Here is a 16949-nt window from a genome sequence, read left to right on the forward strand (position 1 = left end):
ATCGACTTTCTCGCCGATCGTTGATCTACAGGAGTCCCGTTGTCTCGTACAGCCTCTCTTGCCTCGCAGGTCACAGCGCTAACGCAACGGTGTTGACCTCTCCCTCTCCACGAAATCTTCGAATCTCGAAATCCTCGACAGGGTAGGGCAGTTGGATCTGTCACGTAGGGTGTTTCGCCGGTGATCCACTGTGGCGGTGGCTCGCTGTCGCGGTGATCCGCGGTGATCCGCGGTGATCCGCGGTGATCCGCTGTGATCCGTTGTGCCGCACGTGGGTCCGGAGCCGTCACACCGCGAGGACCCGGATCCCCGCCTCCTCGAACCGCCGTACCGTCCGCGCGTCGGCCGCCGCGTCCGTGACCAGCGTGTCCACCGCGTCGGCCGCGCAGATCCGGGCGAACGCGCGCCGGCCCAACTTGCCGGAATCGGCCGCGACGACGACGCGTGCGGCCCGCTCGCACAGCATCCGGTCGACCGCCGCCTCCGCCTCGTCGTGCGCGGCGGCGCCGTGCGTCACGTCGAAGGCGACCACCCCGAGCACCGCCACGTCCAGCGTGATCTGCCCCAGCACCCCGTCCGCGAGCGGCCCCACCAGCTCGTACGACTGCGCCCGCGCCACCCCGCCCGTCACCACGATCTTGAACTGGGGCCGCACCGCCAACTCGCCCGCGATGTTCAGCGCGTTCGTGACCACGGTGAGGGCCGGCGAACCGGCGGCCAGATCGCCGCGCACGGCCAGGGCGCGGGCCACCTCCGTGGTCGTCGTGCCCCCGGTCAGCCCCACCGCTTCGCCGGGGGCGACCAGTTCCGCCACCGCCCGCGCGATGCGCTGCTTCTCCGGAGCCCGCCGCGCCGTCCTGTACCGCAACGGCAGTTCGTACGACACCCCGTGCACGACCGCGCCACCGCGCGTGCGCACCAGCATCTGCTGCTCGGCGAGCTGGTCGAGATCCCGGCGGACCGTGGCCGCCGACACCCCCAGCTCGGTCGCCGTCTCCTCGACGTCCAGCCGGCCGCGCTCCACGAGGAGGTCCAGCAGCCTCTTCCACCGGGCGTCGCGGGACATGGGGACTCCGTTCGCATGCTTGAAGTTGCTCGAAAGGTGGCTCTATCTTGCATGAACCATCACCGACGCGAGGGGTGGGACATGACCCACGTCGAGGACGAGCTGGCCGACCAGCCCGCCTGCTGGACCCGCGCCGCCACCGAAGTCACCCGATTCCGAAGGGAGTTGCCGGTCCGGGGCGAGCGCGTCGCGTTCGTCGGATGCGGCACCTCCTTCTTCATGGCCCGGTCCGCCGCCGCCCTGCGCGAGGGCGCGGGGCACGGCGAGACCGACGCCCACGCCGCCTCCGAGTTCCCCCGCCACCGGACCTACGACCGGGTCGTCGCCCTCACCCGCTCCGGCACCACCACCGAGGTCGTCGACCTGCTCGCCCGGCTGCGCGGACGCACGCCCACCACCGCCGTCACCGCCGACCCCGGGACGCCCGCCGGCACCGCGGCCGACCACACCATCGCCCTCGACTGGGCCGACGAACGCTCCGTCGTGCAGACCCGGTTCGCCACCACCGCCCTCACCCTGCTCCGCGCCCACCTCGGCCTGCACACCGACGCCGTCGTCGCCGACGCCCGCACCGCGCTGGCCGAGCCGCTGCCCGAAGGCCTCCCGGAGTACGGCCGGTTCACCTTCCTGGGCCGCGGATGGACCGTCGGGCTGGCCGACGAGGCCGCCCTGAAGATGCGCGAGGCGGCCCTCGCCTGGAGCGAGGCGTACCCCGCGATGGAGTACCGCCACGGCCCCATCAGCGTCAGCGCCGGATCCACCGCGACCTGGATGTTCGGCGAGGCACCCGACGGCCTGGCCGAACAGGTCCGCGGCACCGGCGCGTCGTGGGTCCAGGGCACGCTGGACCCCCTCGCCGAACTCGTGCGCGCCCAACGCCTCGCCGTGGCCGTCGCCGCGGCCCGCGGCCTCGACCCGGACCGGCCGCGCCACCTCACCCGGTCGGTGATCCTCGCCCCCTGAGGCCCCCTGAGGCCCCTGAAGCTCCCCGGAGCCCGCCGACGAGGAGACCCGTGCCCCTCACCACCACCGCCGACCTGGTCACCCGGGCCCGTGCGGCCCGCACCGCCGTCGCCGCCTTCAACATCGTCACCCTCGAACACGTCGAGGCCGTCATCGCCGGAGCCGAGCGGGCCGGCACCCCGGTCGTCCTCCAGGTCAGCGAGAACACCGTGAGGTTCCGCCACGGACGCCTCCTCCCGCTCGCCCGCGCGGCCGTCGCCGCCGCCGAACGGGCGGCCGTGCCCGTCGCGCTGCACCTCGACCACATCAGGACCGAAGCCCTGCTCCGGGAGGCGGCGGACGCCGGATTCAGCTCCGTGATGTACGACGCCTCGCAGCTCCCGTACGACGACAACCTCGCCGCCACCCGCGCCGCGGCCGACCTGGCGCACGCCCGAGGTCTGTGGATCGAGGCGGAGTTGGGGGAGATCGGCGGCAAGGACGGCAAGGCCGCGCGCGACGCCCACGCGCCCGGCGCCCGCACCGACCCCGCCGAGGCCCGCGCCTTCGTGGCCGACGCGCGGGTGGACGCCCTGGCCGTCGCCGTCGGCAGCGTCCACGCGATGACCACCCGCACCGCCACCCTCGACCACCGGCTGCTCGCACGACTCAGAGCCCGCGTGGACGTGCCGCTCGTCCTGCACGGCTCCTCCGGGGTGCCCGACGACGAGCTCAGAGCGGCCGTCGCGGGCGGCATCACCAAGGTCAACATCGGCACGGCCCTCAACCAGGCGATGACCGGCGCCGTCCGCGACCACCTGGCCGCGCATCCGGAGGCGGTCGACCCGCGCGGCTACCTGGCCGTCGGACGGGAGGCGATGGCGTACGCGGTCGAGCGGATCAGTGGTGTCCTCACCCCTGCTTGACGGCCTTCAGCACCACGAACTTCGGGTCGCCGGCCACCAGTCGGCTGTTGCCGAACAGCCGCCGCAGCTTCACGTGGTACCCGAGGTGCCGGTTGCCCACCACCCACAGTTCGCCGCCCGGTCGCAGCACGCGCCGCGCCCCGGTGAACATCCGCCAGGCCGTGGCGTCCGTCGTGGCCTGGTGGGAGTGGAAGGGCGGGTTGTTCAGCACGAGGTCCACGCTGTCGTCCGGCACCCCCGTGAGTCCGTCCCCGACCCGGAACTCCCCCTGGCCCGGCACCCCGTTGGCCCGGTACGTCGCCTCCGCCGAGGCCACCGCCTGGAACGACTCGTCCGTGAAGAGCACCTCGGCCCGCGGGTCGGCCAGTGCCACCGCCGTCCCCACGACACCGTTGCCGCACCCCAGGTCGACCACCCGGCGGGCCCCCCGCGTCGGCGGCAGGTGCCGCAGGAGGAACCGGGTGCCGATGTCGAGCCGGTCGGCGCAGAACACGCCCGCGTGGTTGACGACCGGACGCCCGGACAGCGGCCCGAGGTCGGCGGGGAGGTCGTAGCGGTACGGCCACGGGTTGGCCGGACGTGCCGGCATCGGGTCCGGGGTGCACAGGATCAGCCGGGCCTTCTGCTCGGCGAGGGAGGTGCGGGTGGGACCGAGGATCCGCTCGAACAGCCGCAGGGTGGAGGTGTGGATCTCCTTGACCATGCCGGTGCCGACCACGACGGTCCCCGCGTGCACCGAGGGAGCCAGCCGCAGCAACTGGTCCTCCAGGAGCGCCAGGCTCTTCGGCACCCGCACCAGCAGCACGTCGACGCGCTCGGGCGGCGGGTCCTGGGTGGTCAGCAGTCGGACGGAGCCGGGCTCGACGCCGTTGCGGGCCAGGTTCCGCCGGGTCGCCTCCTGGCCCAGCCAGGAGTCGGTGATCTGCGTCGGCCGGTGCGCGGCCAGTGCCGTCACCAGCGCGCCCCAGCGGTCACCGAGCACCACCACCGTGCCGGACAGCGGGACCCCCTGCTCGGCGAGGTGGCGGAGCAGATACGCGTCGGAGGCGTCCCAGGCGCGCAGCCTGTCACGCGGATCCTCGGGGTGGCGGGCCAGCGCGACCTCGCCCCACGGCGTCGTCATACGGTCGTTCATCGTGGGTCAAGGCTAGCCCAGCCGCAGCTCACGCCCGGTGGGGCAGGATGGTGCCATGGACACCGAGCTGTTTCCCCGGGAACGCGCGGAGGTCGCGCCGGGCGCCGTGCACCTGCCGGGCTGGCTGGACACGGCCGGTCAGCACGAGCTGCTGGCGGCCTGCCGGGACTGGGCCCGCCCGCCCGCGGGGCTGCGCACCGTCCGCACGCCGGGCGGCGGCACCATGACCGCCCGCCAGGTCTGCCTCGGCCGGCACTGGTATCCGTACGGCTACGCCCGCACGGTCGTCGACGGCGACGGCACCCCGGTCAAGCCCTTCCCGGCCTGGCTGGGCGAGCTGGGCCGCCGTGCGGTGACCGACGCACTCGGTCCCGAGGCGGCCCGGCAGGCGGCGTACGACATCGCGCTGATCAACCATTACGACGGCGACGCCCGCATGGGCATGCACCGCGACGCCGACGAGAGGTCGGACGCTCCCGTGGTGTCCCTCAGCCTCGGCGACACCTGCGTGTTCCGCTTCGGCAACACCGAGACCCGTACCCGCCCCTACACCGACGTCGAGCTGGTCAGCGGCGACCTGTTCGTGTTCGGCGGGCCCTCCCGGCTCGCCTACCACGGCGTGCCCCGGGTGCGTCCCGGAACGGCTCCGGCCTGGCTGGGGCTGACCGGCCGGCTGAACCTGACCCTGCGGGTCGGCGGCTTCCCGGACGGGACCTGACGCCCCCGGCTCCGGGCCGGGCCGGGCCGAGGGAAACACCCTCGCGGATCATGGGAGACTCGCCCTCATGAGCGGCAAGGCGGACCCCCGGCCGGCGGGGGAAGGGACCACCTCGAGAGCGCGGTTGGACCGGGGGCGCGCTGCGCTCGGGCCCGCGCTGGAGCTCGTGCACACCGGGCGGGCGCCCACCCGTGCGGTGCTCACCGCCGAACTCGGCGTCACCCGCGCCACGGCCGGCGCGGTCGCCGCGGAACTGGAGGCACTGGGGCTGATCCGGGTCGACGCGCGGCCCGGCGCCGCCGCCGGCTCCCAGGGCCGGCCCTCCCACCGGCTCGAAGTCGACGAGGACGGCCCCGTCGTCCTGGCCGCCCAGGTGCACGCCGACGGCTTCCGGGCCGCCCTGGTCGGCCTCGGCGGGCGGATCGTCGCCACCACCCCCAGCTGCGAGGCCGTCGACGCCGACCCGGCCAAGGTGCTCGGTGCCGCCGTGGACGCCGGAGCCGACCTGCTGGGCCGTACCGGCCGGCGCTGTGTGGGCGCCGGCCTCGCCGTGCCGTCCGCGGTGACCGCACCCGAAGGGCTGGCGCTCAACCCGCTCCACCTCGCCTGGCCGGTGGGGGCGCCGGTGCGGGAGGTCTTCGCCGAGCGGGTCCGCGCGGCCGGCGTCGACGGTCCGGCGTTCGCCGTCAACGACGTCAACGCCGCCGCCCTCGCCGAACACCGGCACGGCGCCGGACGCGGTGCCCGCGATCTGCTGTGCGTGGCCACCGGGCACCGCGGCGTCGGCGGCGCGCTGGTCCTCGACGGGCGCCTGCACACGGGCAGTTCGGGCCTCGCCCTCGAGGTCGGGCACCTCACCGTCAACCCCGAGGGCCGTCCCTGCCACTGCGGCAGCCGCGGCTGCCTCGACGTCGAGGCCGACCCACTGGCCCTGCTCACCACCGCCGGCCGCGCGCCCGGCCCCGAGGGTTCCCTGCTCCAGCAGGCCAACGAACTGATCCGCGAGGAGTACGCCGACCCGGTCGTCCGTACGGCCACCGAGTCCCTGATCGACCGCCTCGGCCTGGGCCTGGCCGGCCTGGTGAACATCCTCAACCCCGATCGCATCATCCTCGGAGGCCTGCACCGCACCCTCCTGGACACCGACCCCGACCGGCTCCGCGCGGTCGTCGCCGACCGCAGCCTGTGGGGCCGCAGCGGTGGCGTCCCCATCCTCGCCTGCTCCCTCGACCACAACAGCCTGGTCGGAGCGGCGGAACTGGCCTGGCAGCCCGTACTGGACGACCCGCTGGGGGCGTTGGGCGTCAGGTGACCGGGTCAGGAGGCCGCCGCCACGGGCGGGTGCCACCAGGAGAGCCGTGCGCCGACGGGGCGCGGCCCAGGCCGACCGTGCCGGCTGCCGCGCGACGACCTCGGAGGGGCCCCGACGACGTCGGAGGGGCCCTCGAACGCGTCGCCACGACGGCCTCGCGCGGGACGGACGGCCCCGATCACCAGGACCCCGCCGCCGCCCGCAGCCGGTCGCGCACCCTGGCCACGTCCGGGTTGGCGTCGGCCCCCGGCCGCTGGACGAGGAAGAGGGTGTTGAGCGGCGGCTCCTCGGGCGTGTGCAGCCGCGTCAGACGGCCCGCGTCCAGGGACTCCTGGCACAGGGAGTGCGGCAGGACGCTGTACCCGGCGCCCGCGTTGACCGCCGCCAGCACCGCGTACAGATTCGGCACCGTCACCGCGGCCCGCGCGGTGAGCTGCTTGCCGAAGACCGTCCGCCAGTAGCGGCGGGCGATGGGCAGGTCCTCCGCGTAGGTGACGAGCGGGACGTCCCGCAGCGCGGCGCACAGGCCGCCGCCCTCCGGACGCGCGGTGACCCGGCGGGCCCAGGCCGGGGAGGCGACCAGCACGTACTCCTCGTCGGCGAGCGGCACCGACTCCAGGGCCCGCCCACGGGGCCGGCGGGTGGCGACGACCAGGTCGTGCCGCCCGGACCGTATCTCCTCCAGCAGCGGCTCGGGCAGCCCTTGGGCGACCCGCAGCCGGAGCCCGCCGGCGACGAGCGGCGCCAGCGCGGGCAGCACTCGTACGCACAACAGCTCCGACGGTCCGGCCAGGTGCACGGGCGAGGCCTGCCCGTTCTGCGGCCCGCCTCCCTCGAGGGCGGCGAGCGCGTCCAGCGCGGGTGCGACCTGACCCGCCAGCTCGTGCGCGGAGGGCGTCGGCTCCACTCCGCGCGGCAGCCGGGTGAACAGCTCACGGCCGGTCTGCTGCTCCAGCGTCCGGATCTGGGCCGTCACGGTGGGCTGCGAGAGCCCCAGCCGCGGGGCGGCCGCCGTGAACGAACCCGAGCGGTACACGGCGAGGAAGGTGCGCAGCAGGTTGAGATCGGCGTGCGCCGGCAGTTGCCGGGCGCCGTCGGTCCCGGTCCCGACGACGGCGGGCGTCCGGTTCTCCATGCTCTCCAGCCTAACCCGCACACCTATCGGCCGACCGATGGTGACCATCGGTCTTCCTATTGGTTTCCCGATGGGGCAGGTGCCTATCGTCGAGGAAGGCCGCCCACTCGGCGACCTCCCTCTCAGCGAAGGAACCCCCATGACCACGCAGAACGCGATCGAATGGCCCGAGAAGTACCTGCCCGGCACCGGCGACAACTTCGTCTCCAACGAGGTCGTCGTCCAGGGCACGACGGCGGCCCGCGTCTGGCGCTTCCTCGTCGACACCTCCGAGTGGGAGGGCTACTACGACAACGTCGCCGACATCTCCTTCCCGCAGGGCGGCGGCCCGCGGTTGAGCGACGGCCTGGCCTTCCGCTTCGCGACCTTCGGTTTCCCGCCCCTGGACGCCCTCGTCGTCCGCTTCCAGGAGCCCGTCGAGGGCGTCCCCGGTCGTCTGTCCTGGACGGCGAAGCAGGACGGCGGACCCGAGGAGCGACTGGACGTGCTGCACGCCTGGCTGGTGGAGGACCTGCCCGGTGGCCGCGTGCGCGTCCTGACCCAGGAGACCCAGACCGGCGCGCCCGCCGCCGCCCTGGCGCGGCAGCGGCCCGATCCGATGCTGAACGGTCACCAGGCCTGGCTGGACGGACTGGTGCGCGCCGCGTCGAAGTGACCGCGTCCGGTCCCGTACCGTCCGCAGTGACCCCGCTCGAGGATCAGGAAGTTGACGCCATGACCGACAAGCTGACCGTGGGTGTGCTGGGCACCGGCATCATGGGTGCCGCGATGGCCCGCAACCTCGCCCGCGCCGGACACACCGTCCGCGCCTGGAACCGCACCCGCGCCAAGGCCGAGCCGCTGGCCGCCGACGGCGTCGCCCTCGCCGACACCCCCGCCGACGCCGTCCGCGGCGCCGACGTCGTCCTGACCATGCTCCACGACGGCCCCGCCGCCCTGGAGACCATGCGCGCGGCGGCCCCCGGACTGCGCGCCGGCGCCGCCTGGGTGCAGTCGACCACCGTCGGTGTCGACGCCGTCGAGGACCTGGCGGCCTTCGCCCGCGAGCACGGTCTCGTGTTCTTCGACGCGCCCGTGCTGGGCACCCGCCAGCCCGCCGAGGCCGGTCAGCTGACCGTGCTGGCGGCCGGACCGGACGCCCACCGTGCCGCCGTCCGTCCCGTTCTGGACGCCGTGGGCGTCCGCACGGTGTGGACCGGCGAGGACGGTGCGGCCGGCAGCGCCACCCGTCTGAAGCTGGTCGCCAACAGCTGGGTGATCGCGGCCACCGCCGCGGCCGGTGAGGTCCTGGCCCTGTCCAAGGCCCTCGACGTCGACCCGGACGACTTCTTCGAGCTGATCGCCGGCGGCCCGCTGGACATGGGCTACCTCCGCGCCAAGTCCGCGCTGGTCGTCGAGGACCGGCTCACGCCGCCGCAGTTCGGCGTGGCGACCGCCGCCAAGGACGCCCGTCTGATCGTCGAGGCCGGAGCCAAGCGCGGCGTCCGTCTGGACGTGGCCTCCGCGAGCGCCGACCGCCTGGAACGTGCCGTTACCCAGGGCCACGGCGACGAGGACATGGCCGCCGCCTACTTCGCCAGCTTCGAGGACCAGCCGCCCGCCTGACCGGCACACCGGCCCCGGACACAGGCACGGACACGGACACGGTGCCGGGCCACGCGTCCGACCCGGGGCACGCCGCCGTACGCACCCGCGCGCGTGACGACGCCCGCCTCCGGGGTACGCCGCACGACGTGACCACGCCTGCCCCCGCGTACGCCGCAGGCACCTGTGGCCACACCGATGCCCCGAGCGCGCCGGGGGCACCAGGTACACGCGCGCCACCACCCGCCCGACTCACCGAGGAGAAGCCGATGTCCAAGCCGCCGCTGCCGCCCGAGGCCGTCGCACTGCTGAGCCGCCCCAACCCCTGCGTGATGGCGACCCTGCGCTCCGACGGCACCCCCGTGTCCACCCCCACCTGGTACGTGTGGGACGACAGCCGGGTCCTCATCAGCCTCGACGAGAGCCGGGTGCGACTCAAGCACCTGCGCCGCGACCCCCGCGTCACCCTGACCGTCCTGGACGGCGAGAACTGGTACACCCACGTCACCCTCATCGGCCGGGTCACCGAGTTCCACGACGACGAGGACCTGGCCGACATCGACCGCATCTCCTCGCACTACACGGGCAGCCCCTACCCGGACCGGGTCCGGCCCCGCGTCAGCGCCTGGATCGAGGTCGAGCGCTGGCACGGCTGGGGCGCGATGAAGGACAGCGACCAGCCGTCCACGTGACGCGGGCAGGGCCGCACCCGCACGCAAGTACGGCGCGGCGCGGCCGGGGAACCACCCGTCCCCGGCACGCCCGCCGTGCGCGGCAGCCGGTCCGCGGGTCGCGGACCGGCACGATCGGGCCGTGCCCGAACGCCGGCACGATCGGGCCGTGCCCGAACGCCGGAACGCGCGGGGAGCAGCCCGCACGCGCGCGTGTACTCCCGGGGAGGTAGGCGCGGTGCCGCTGCCCGTACGACGACTCCGCCCCCTCCCGGCGGGAGTCTCGAAGCATCACCGCAAGACCTACCTGGGAGATGACCCGCGATGCAGACCCTGGCGAACTGGGACGGCGGCCCCGGCCCGTGGATCCTGTTCCTCCCGCTCATCTGGGCCGTCGTCGTGATCGGCGTCGTGACCCTGCTGCGCCGCACCGTGCGGACCGGCCATCGCGGTCCCTGGGCCGTCGGCCCCCGTCCCGCCGGCGACTCGCCGCTCGCGGTCCTCGGCCGCCGCTTCGCCTCCGGCGAGATCGACGAGGACGAGTACTGGCGCCGGCTGTCCGTCCTGGACGAGCAGTTCGGCGGCGACGCCGGCCGGTGAGGACCACGGCCACCACCCCGCGCACCGCCGCGCCCGGGCCACCGACGCCGTGCGGGCGCGGTCCGGGGACCTCGACGGCGGTGCGCCCGACGCCGAACCCGCCGTACGCGGACCGCCGTCACGCGACACCGCCGTATGCGGACCCGCTCCACGGCGGACCCGCTCCACGGCGGACCCGCCCCACGGCGGACCCGCCCCACGCGACCGTGCCGTGCGCCGCGGATCGCCGGCGCACGACCCCGCCGTACGCGCGGATCCACCACCGGGTGGAGGCGAGTCCGCCGTACGGCGAAGGGGTCACCGCCCGGTCAGCCGACGACGGCCGGCCGGGCGGGAGCGTGTGCGGGGCTGAGGTCGTCGACCGTCACGACCTCGGGGAAGAGCCGGTCCGCGACCAGTCGGCGCGGCGGCCGCGCGGACCGTTCCGGTGCCGCGACCGGCGCCGGAAGGGTGAACCAGACGACCTTCCCGGACTCGCCGTCCGGCCGGGCGCCCCAGTCCTCGCTGACCGCTGCCACCATGGCGAGCCCGCGTCCGCACGTGGCGAACGAGTCGACCACCTCGAGGTCGTCGACCACCGGAAGCCGGGGGTCGCGGTCGCGCACGGAGACCGTGAGCCGGTCGAGCAGCAGTTCCATCTCCACGGTGCACGTCTTGTCGGGCTGGGCGTGCAGGTGGACGTTGGTCAACAGCTCGGTCACACCGAGCGCCGCCCGGTCTATGAGGGGATCGAGACGCCAGTAGCGCAGTTGCGCCGATACGATTCTGCGGACCTGGCCTATCCGCGACGGCAGGGCTTGGAGCTCTACCGTGCAGTGCCTGCTTGGGTTGCTGATCACGGCTGCGACTCCCCGACGTGAGGTCCGGAAGAACACGGAGTTCGGATCGATCGGAGCAGTGCGTCTGCGCTAGGGCGGCCGCCTGCTTTCGTGGCCGGCGGGCTGGTTCGCAGCGTTATCGCCGGTAAACCCAGAGTGACGTGAGACCAGCGTGGCGCAAGGGGCGGAAGAGCGCAACCCGCTGTGCCCGTCCGCCCACTGCGGGTCGGCCGCGCCGCTCCGCACCCGGCCCTTCAGCGCCCGCCTCCCGCGGCCCTGCGCACGGCCTCGATGAACCGGCGTGCCGCGGGCGGCCCCGGCTCACCGGGTGCCGGGTCGTGGTCGCCCAGGGTCAGCAGGTACCGGTTGCCGTTCAGGTCGGCCAGCGCCCGGTCCTCCGGGGCGAACCAGGGCCGGGAGGCGCGGACCGCCTGCACCGGCGCGCTGTCGATCTCGCTGCCGTAGCTGGTGAGCAACTCCAGCCTGCCGTCGTTGATCCGGACCTGTCCGGCCCGGGTGAGCGAGCGCAGTCGCTTCCCGATCCGCACGCCCGTCGCCGTGAACTCCGGCTCAGCCATCCCCGCCCCCTTGCGCGTGGGTGTGCCGGCCCGTACTCCTGGGCGGGCCGGAAACCAGCTCGTGTCGTGATCCCGTGTGCGTCCCCCGTGCGGAACCTCGGCCCCGCCGGGTGCAGTCTGCCCGCGAGGGCCGTCGAGCACCAGTGCGCGCGGCCCGCGGTCCGCGGCCACCCGGAGCACTCGCGGAATGCGCCCCCGTCGGTGAACCCGCCGTCCCCAGGGCCTCCTTTGGGGCGCTCAAAGATGCGTTTATGCAGGTGAGGGGCGTGTGGAAGGTGTCTATGATCGAGGTGTCGGCCGCGTGCGGCGCTGCCGGCGCCCCGCACGAAGGAGCCCGCCGTGACCACCCCCGAGCACCTGCGGACCGGCGCGACCCTCGACGTCGACCGCAGCGACACCGCCTTCCGCGGCTGGCTGAAGGAAGCCGTCCGCAAGGTCCAGGCCGACGCCAACCGCTCCGCCGACACCCACCTGCTGCGCTTCCCGCTGCCGGAGCGGTGGGGCATCGACCTCTATCTGAAGGACGAGTCGACCCACCCCACCGGCAGCCTCAAGCACCGGCTCGCCCGCTCCCTCTTCCTCTACGCCCTGTGCAACGGCTGGATCAGGCCGGACCGCCCGGTGATCGAGGCGTCCAGCGGCTCGACAGCCGTCTCCGAGGCCTACTTCGCCAAGCTGATCGGTGTGCCCTTCATCGCCGTCATGCCCCGCACGACGAGCGCCGAGAAGATCCGCCTGATCCAGTTCCACGGCGGACAGTGCCACTTCGTGGACGACTCGCGGAAGATGTACGAGGAGTCCGCCCGCCTCGCGGCCGACACCGGCGGCCACTACATGGACCAGTTCACCTACGCCGAGCGGGCCACGGACTGGCGCGGCAACAACAACATCGCCGAATCCATCTTCCGCCAGCTGGAGTTGGAGCGGTTCCCGGAGCCCGCCTGGATCGTCGCCACGGCCGGCACCGGCGGCACCTCCGCGACCCTCGCCCGCTACGTCCACTACACCCAGCACGACACCCGCATCTGCGTCGCCGACCCCGAGAACTCCTGCTTCTTCGAGGGCTGGACCACCGGTGATCCGGACGTCACCTGCGACTGCGGCTCACGCATCGAGGGCATCGGGCGGCCCCGCATGGAGCCGAGCTTCGTGCCCGGCGCCGTCGACCGGATGATGAAGGTCCCGGACGCCGCCAGCGTCGCCGCCGTCCGCGCCCTGGAACGCGTCATCGGCCGCAAGGCGGGCGGCTCGACGGGCACGGGCCTGTGGAGCGCGCTGAAGATCGTCGCCGAGATGGTGGCCGAGGGCCGGCAGGGCAGCGTGGTCACCCTGCTGTGCGACCCGGGCGACCGCTATCTCGACAAGTACTACTCCGACGCCTGGCTCGCCGAACAGGGCCTGGACATCGGCCCGTACAGCGCGGCGATCGACTCCCTGCTGGCGACGGGGGTGTGGCCGGACTGAGGCGCACGGGGCCCGTCCGCCGCCGAGATCTCCCCGCCGACGTCTCCCCGGCGACGTCTCTTCCCGGCGAGGACGAGCCGTACCGGCGCGGTCGTGGCGAAGCCCGGTCCTTCGGGAGGCGGGCGACGAGCCGTCCGGGCACCTCCTCGGCACCGGGGAAACGGGCCCGCCGCCCTCACCGGCGTTCTCTCAGACGTCCGCGTCCGCGGCGGCCTCACCGGCCACCACCAGCTGCCGCAGATGCTCGGAGATCTCCGCGCGGACCGCGCCCGGCAGCCCGGCGTCCGTCACCAGCGTGTCGACCTGCTCCAGCGCCGCGAAGGAGCTCAGGCCCACCACACCCCACTTGGTGTGGTCGGCGACCACCACGACCCGGCGCGCCGACTGCACCAGACGCCGGTTCGTCTCGGCCTCCGCCAGGTTCGGCGTGGACAGACCGGCCTCGGCCGATATCCCGTGCACACCGAGGAACAGCACGTCGAAGTGGAGCGCCGCGATGGCCTGATCGGCGACCGGTCCCACCAGCGAGTCGGACGGCGTGCGCACGCCGCCGGTCAGCACGACCGTCGCCGCGCCCTGCCGGGGACCCGAGGTGCGCTGCGCCATGTGGAAGACGTCCGCCACGCGCACCGAGTTGGTCACCACCGTCAGATCCGGCACGTCCACCAGCTGGTGGGCCAGCGCGTACGTCGTCGTCCCGCCCGACAGCGCGATCGCGCTGCCCGGAGCGACCAGCTCGGCGGCGGCCCGCGCGATGTCCTCCTTGGCGCTCAGTTCCAGGCCCGACTTGGCCTCGAAACCGGGCTCGTGGGTGCTCGCCTCCACGATCGGCACCGCACCGCCGTGCACCTTCTCCAGGACACCCTGACGGGACAGCGCGTCGAGGTCGCGGCGCACCGTCATGTCCGACACGCCGAGCTTGCGGGTCAGCTCGTTGACCCGGACACCACCCCGGCGCCGGACCTCGTCGAGGATCAGGGCGCGCCGCTGCTCCGCGAGGAGGTTCTGATTCTCACTCACGTACGCTCCGGTCCTCTCGACTCAAGCCGACCCACTCCGTCCGGCACGCCCGCGCACCTGCCCCGACAAGGACATTCTGCCGGTCGGCGGCCGTGCGGGCGTCCCATCCTCGCACGGGCCACCACCGGCCGTACCACCCCCCACCCGTCGCGGGCATGTCACAACCAAGACACCCGGCGGTCCCGATCCCCACACGGAACGGGGATATTCGGTGACAACGCGTGCGCACGCGCCGCGCAGCGGCGATCCTTGTGCCGCACGCACACGGAACGACAGCGCGTCACGGGGGAAGTGCGAGAACAGTGGAACGTGCGCAGGAACGAGCCTCGACCGGCCCGGCGGCCTCGGCCGCACTGGAACTCCTGGTCCACGGCGTGGGCGGAGCCACGCCCGAGAAGATGCTGAACGATCCGCGTACCGTGCGGATCACCGGCGACGACACGGCCGCCGTGTACCGGCGCGAGGGCGACGTGGACGCCGAGAACACCGAGAACGCCGCGGCCGGCGCACCGCGGGACCGGCCGGTCCCCGAGGCCTACGTCTGGTCCAACCTCACCTCCGGCAACGGCACCCGCGCCCTGTGGCTCCTGCTGCTGCCGTTCATGGTCGTCAACCTCGCCCACTGGATGCGCCCCGCCGCCCGGCAACGCACCCGCGCGGTCCGCCTGTACGGACTGCTGGTGCGGCTCACCGGCCTGACCCTGACGGTCCTGCTCGTCGCCGCCGCCTGCGAGGTCGCCCTGGATCTGACGGCCTGGCAGTGCGCGGGCACCCGCGCGTGCGCCGAACGGCACACCTGGCTGGGCTTCCTGTCCCCGACCGTGTCCGACGGCGGCTGGTGGAGCCTGCCCGGCCGCCGCCTCGCCCTCGCGGCCCTCGTCCCGACCGCCCTCACCGTCCTGCTCTGGTACCTGTCCCACCGCACCTGGCGGGCGTACGAGTCCCAGGAGCCGCCGAACGCCCGGACCGAACCCGAGGACGCGCTCGGCGACACCGCCCTCGGCCGCCCCGGCTTCTGGTACGGGCGCCGTCTGGTCGCCCGGCTGCGCGCGGCCCACACCGCGGCCGGCCTGCTCACGGTGGCCGCCGCCGTCGGCACCGCCGCCGCACGCCAGGACCACGCGCCCGGCGGTCCCGCCCTGCTCGACGCCCTCGGCCGGCTCCTGGAGGCCGCCCTGGCCGCCGGCGCGCTCGCCACGGTCTGGGTGGTGTGCCGCAGGGGCCGCAGCGAGCACCGCCTGGACCGCCGCCTCGACGCCCACCTCGTACGGCGCCTGCCGCTGACCGCCCTCGTCCTGCTCGTCCTCACCTTCGTGTACGCCGGGTGGGAACGCCCCGCGTGGCGGTCCGCCGGCCGGCTGCCGGGGGACGTGACCTTCGGCGGCATCGCCCTCGTCCAGGGCGCGCTGGTGATCGCCCTCGCGGTCGTCGCCTCGGTCCTGTACCGCCGGGCCGGGAGCGACCCGCAAGGCCGGGCCGCCCTGAAAGGCCTGGGCGGCCCCGCCGTCGCGATGCTCGCCTGCGCCCTCGGCAGCGTGATGTCCGGCGGAGTGTCCCAGCGCGTCTCGGACTGGCTGGACGGCACCGGCACCTTCCTCGCCGGACCACCGGTGCTGCTGACCTGGCAGGCGTCCATGATCCCGGCACTGCTGATCGTGCTGCTCGCCCTGTGCGGCCTGCTCGCCCGGGGAGCCGCGCGGCTGTCCCGCGCCGAGCGGGTCGCGGTGGCCCGCGAGTACGGCGTCCACCCCGGCGACCCGGCCCGCACCCAGCGCATCGCCCGCGCCCGCGCCATGGCCACGCTCACCGACCGGGCCCCGCTCCTCGTCGCCGTCACCTCCACCGCGACCCTGCTCCTCGGCGCCGGCGCCCTCGTCGGCGCCCTCGCCACCGGCCGGACCCCCGACCGGGCCGCCGAGCACGCCCACCCCCTCGTCCACGGCGCCGCCCAGACCGGCCAGGCACTCGGTTCCTGGCTGATAGGGCTCGGCTTCATACTCTTCGTCACCTGGGGCCGGCGTGCCTACAAGGACGCCTCCGCGCGCCGCACCATCGGCATCCTCTGGGACGTCGGCACCTTCTGGCCGCGGGCCGCGCACCCCTTCTCCCCGCCCTGTTACGCCGAGCGGGCGGTTCCCGACCTGACCTGGCGCATGGCCACCTGGACCCGCGCCACCGGCGGACGCCTGGTGATCTCCGGCCACTCCCAGGGCAGCGTCCTCGCCGCCGCCGCGGCCTGGCAACTGAGCCCCGCCGACCGCGGCCGCGTCGCCCTCCTGACCTACGGCTCCCCGATCGAGCGCCTCTACGGCCGCTGGTTCCCGGCCCACTTCGGCCCCGCCGCGCTGAACGCCCTGCACGAGGACATCGACTGCTGGCGCAACCTCCACCGCCCCACCGACCCGATCGGCGGCCCGGTCCGGCTGTCCGGCGACGACTGCGGCCCCGAGGTCGACCGCGCCGCCCTCGCCGACCCCCTGGCCTACGGCCGCACCGACGCCCACCCCCTGCCCTCACCGATCCTGGGCCACTCCGACTACCAGGCGGACCCGGCCTTCGCCGAGGAACGCGAACGCCTGCTGTCCCGCCTGCGGCCGGACCTCCCGACCCAGCGCGCACAGGCGTCGGCGGACGGCTAGGGCGTGTTTCGAAAGTCCCTCCCCCAGAGGGGGTGCCCCCAGCCCGGCGACGCCTGGCACGCACTCCCCCGGAGGGGGCACCCCCAGCCGCGTTGTCGGGATCGCCCCGATACCACCGGTATCGGGACGGCCCTCCGCCTTGCGATCGCACGCACCAGACGCCGCCGGGCCTGCCCTTCGGGCAGACGACGCCACTTTCGAGACACGCCCTAGTGCCGCGGCAGGCGACGTCTGCCCGTCGAGGAGCGGCGTCCGGTGCGTGGCGGGCGTCGCGACGGGGCGAACGTTGACTGCCGCGGCACGAGGACCTGTCCGGCGTGATCCGCCGGACAGGTCCTCGG

At 74.3% G+C, this 16949-nt stretch carries 16 protein-coding genes; 10 read left to right on the forward strand and 6 right to left on the reverse strand.

Annotated features, from left to right (window positions below; translation table 11 throughout):
- Positions 1 to 286: 286 nt before the first annotated feature.
- The gene (locus tag ACH4N1_RS22780) at positions 287 to 1066 is read right to left on the reverse strand and encodes a DeoR/GlpR family DNA-binding transcription regulator (RefSeq protein ID WP_398099579.1); all 780 of its coding nucleotides are present in this window, start codon (positions 1064 to 1066) and stop codon (positions 287 to 289) included.
- Positions 1067 to 1147: 81 nt separating this feature from the next.
- On the opposite strand from ACH4N1_RS22780, the gene ACH4N1_RS22785 reads away from it, so the two are divergent.
- Both ACH4N1_RS22785 and ACH4N1_RS22790 read left to right on the forward strand, forming a co-directional pair.
- Complete coding sequence (locus ACH4N1_RS22785) at positions 1148 to 2029, forward strand: SIS domain-containing protein (RefSeq protein WP_398099836.1); 882 nt, start codon at positions 1148 to 1150, stop codon at positions 2027 to 2029.
- A 50-nt stretch (positions 2030 to 2079) separates the two neighbouring features.
- Positions 2080 to 2934 carry a ketose-bisphosphate aldolase gene (locus ACH4N1_RS22790; RefSeq protein ID WP_398099581.1) on the forward strand — a complete coding sequence of 285 codons (855 nt, stop codon included), beginning with the start codon at positions 2080 to 2082 and terminating at the stop codon, positions 2932 to 2934.
- On the opposite strand, the gene ACH4N1_RS22795 is transcribed toward ACH4N1_RS22790, so the two are convergent.
- Positions 2921 to 4057, reverse strand: a complete 1137-nt coding sequence (locus tag ACH4N1_RS22795; protein ID WP_398099837.1) for a methyltransferase — start codon at positions 4055 to 4057, stop codon at positions 2921 to 2923. The genes ACH4N1_RS22790 and ACH4N1_RS22795 overlap by 14 nt on opposite strands.
- Positions 4058 to 4124: 67 nt before the next feature.
- Here ACH4N1_RS22795 and ACH4N1_RS22800 point away from each other — a divergent pair, with 67 nt between their 5' ends.
- Both ACH4N1_RS22800 and ACH4N1_RS22805 read left to right on the forward strand, forming a co-directional pair.
- A complete protein-coding gene (locus tag ACH4N1_RS22800) occupies positions 4125 to 4787 on the forward strand; it encodes an alpha-ketoglutarate-dependent dioxygenase AlkB family protein (RefSeq protein WP_398099583.1) in 663 nt (220 codons plus the stop codon).
- Between the two features lie 67 nt (positions 4788 to 4854).
- Positions 4855 to 6099 carry an ROK family protein gene (locus ACH4N1_RS22805; RefSeq protein WP_398099585.1) on the forward strand — a complete coding sequence of 415 codons (1245 nt, stop codon included), beginning with the start codon at positions 4855 to 4857 and terminating at the stop codon, positions 6097 to 6099.
- Positions 6100 to 6277: 178 nt separating this feature from the next.
- Here ACH4N1_RS22805 and ACH4N1_RS22810 read toward each other — a convergent pair whose 3' ends face one another.
- Complete coding sequence (locus tag ACH4N1_RS22810; RefSeq protein ID WP_398099587.1) at positions 6278 to 7234, reverse strand: LysR family transcriptional regulator; 957 nt, start codon at positions 7232 to 7234, stop codon at positions 6278 to 6280.
- A gap of 139 nt (positions 7235 to 7373) precedes the next feature.
- Between ACH4N1_RS22810 and ACH4N1_RS22815 the strand changes: the two genes are divergently transcribed.
- From ACH4N1_RS22815 to ACH4N1_RS22830, 4 genes are all read left to right on the forward strand, one after another.
- Entirely contained in the window at positions 7374 to 7889 is a 516-nt protein-coding gene (locus tag ACH4N1_RS22815) for an SRPBCC domain-containing protein (protein ID WP_398099588.1), read from the forward strand.
- A gap of 59 nt (positions 7890 to 7948) precedes the next feature.
- Positions 7949 to 8839 (forward strand): NAD(P)-dependent oxidoreductase, encoded by an 891-nt coding sequence (locus ACH4N1_RS22820; RefSeq protein ID WP_398099589.1) that lies wholly within the window; start codon positions 7949 to 7951, stop codon positions 8837 to 8839.
- Positions 8840 to 9087: 248 nt separating this feature from the next.
- A complete protein-coding gene (locus ACH4N1_RS22825) occupies positions 9088 to 9510 on the forward strand; it encodes a PPOX class F420-dependent oxidoreductase (protein WP_398099591.1) in 423 nt (140 codons plus the stop codon).
- 303 nt (positions 9511 to 9813) lie between these two features.
- Positions 9814 to 10089, forward strand: coding sequence for an SHOCT domain-containing protein (locus ACH4N1_RS22830; protein ID WP_398099593.1), 276 nt, complete (start codon positions 9814 to 9816; stop codon positions 10087 to 10089).
- A 308-nt stretch (positions 10090 to 10397) separates the two neighbouring features.
- Here the strand turns inward: ACH4N1_RS22830 and ACH4N1_RS22835 are convergent, their stop codons facing one another.
- Together ACH4N1_RS22835 and ACH4N1_RS22840 are read right to left on the reverse strand one after the other, a co-directional pair.
- Positions 10398 to 10928 (reverse strand): ATP-binding protein, encoded by a 531-nt coding sequence (locus ACH4N1_RS22835; RefSeq protein WP_398099594.1) that lies wholly within the window; start codon positions 10926 to 10928, stop codon positions 10398 to 10400.
- 233 nt (positions 10929 to 11161) lie between these two features.
- A complete protein-coding gene (locus ACH4N1_RS22840) occupies positions 11162 to 11485 on the reverse strand; it encodes a hypothetical protein (RefSeq protein WP_398099596.1) in 324 nt (107 codons plus the stop codon).
- 339 nt (positions 11486 to 11824) lie between these two features.
- Here ACH4N1_RS22840 and ACH4N1_RS22845 point away from each other — a divergent pair, with 339 nt between their 5' ends.
- Positions 11825 to 12949 (forward strand): PLP-dependent cysteine synthase family protein, encoded by a 1125-nt coding sequence (locus ACH4N1_RS22845; protein WP_366058347.1) that lies wholly within the window; start codon positions 11825 to 11827, stop codon positions 12947 to 12949.
- A 189-nt stretch (positions 12950 to 13138) separates the two neighbouring features.
- Here the strand turns inward: ACH4N1_RS22845 and ACH4N1_RS22850 are convergent, their stop codons facing one another.
- Entirely contained in the window at positions 13139 to 13969 is an 831-nt protein-coding gene (locus ACH4N1_RS22850; RefSeq protein ID WP_398099598.1) for a DeoR/GlpR family DNA-binding transcription regulator, read from the reverse strand.
- A 302-nt stretch (positions 13970 to 14271) separates the two neighbouring features.
- Here ACH4N1_RS22850 and ACH4N1_RS22855 point away from each other — a divergent pair, with 302 nt between their 5' ends.
- The gene (locus tag ACH4N1_RS22855) at positions 14272 to 16608 is read left to right on the forward strand and encodes a hypothetical protein (RefSeq protein ID WP_398099599.1); all 2337 of its coding nucleotides are present in this window, start codon (positions 14272 to 14274) and stop codon (positions 16606 to 16608) included.
- Positions 16609 to 16949 lie beyond the last annotated feature (341 nt).

Source organism: Streptomyces sp. NPDC017202, from assembly GCF_044331705.1.
In the GTDB taxonomy this organism is placed as follows: domain Bacteria; phylum Actinomycetota; class Actinomycetes; order Streptomycetales; family Streptomycetaceae; genus Streptomyces.

Excerpts from the sequence above, each read along its gene's own strand:
- ACH4N1_RS22780 (WP_398099579.1), bottom strand. The coding sequence starts at position 1,066 with ATGTCCCGCGACGCCCGGTGGAAGAGGCTGCTGGACCTCCTCGTGGAG.
- ACH4N1_RS22785 (WP_398099836.1), top strand. The coding sequence starts at position 1,148 with ATGACCCACGTCGAGGACGAGCTGGCCGACCAGCCCGCCTGCTGGACC.
- ACH4N1_RS22795 (WP_398099837.1), bottom strand. The coding sequence starts at position 4,057 with ATGACGACGCCGTGGGGCGAGGTCGCGCTGGCCCGCCACCCCGAGGAT.
- ACH4N1_RS22800 (WP_398099583.1), top strand. The coding sequence starts at position 4,125 with ATGGACACCGAGCTGTTTCCCCGGGAACGCGCGGAGGTCGCGCCGGGC.
- ACH4N1_RS22805 (WP_398099585.1), top strand. The coding sequence starts at position 4,855 with ATGAGCGGCAAGGCGGACCCCCGGCCGGCGGGGGAAGGGACCACCTCG.
- ACH4N1_RS22810 (WP_398099587.1), bottom strand. The coding sequence starts at position 7,234 with ATGGAGAACCGGACGCCCGCCGTCGTCGGGACCGGGACCGACGGCGCC.
- ACH4N1_RS22815 (WP_398099588.1), top strand. The coding sequence starts at position 7,374 with ATGACCACGCAGAACGCGATCGAATGGCCCGAGAAGTACCTGCCCGGC.
- ACH4N1_RS22820 (WP_398099589.1), top strand. The coding sequence starts at position 7,949 with ATGACCGACAAGCTGACCGTGGGTGTGCTGGGCACCGGCATCATGGGT.
- ACH4N1_RS22825 (WP_398099591.1), top strand. The coding sequence starts at position 9,088 with ATGTCCAAGCCGCCGCTGCCGCCCGAGGCCGTCGCACTGCTGAGCCGC.
- ACH4N1_RS22830 (WP_398099593.1), top strand. The coding sequence starts at position 9,814 with ATGCAGACCCTGGCGAACTGGGACGGCGGCCCCGGCCCGTGGATCCTG.
- ACH4N1_RS22840 (WP_398099596.1), bottom strand. The coding sequence starts at position 11,485 with ATGGCTGAGCCGGAGTTCACGGCGACGGGCGTGCGGATCGGGAAGCGA.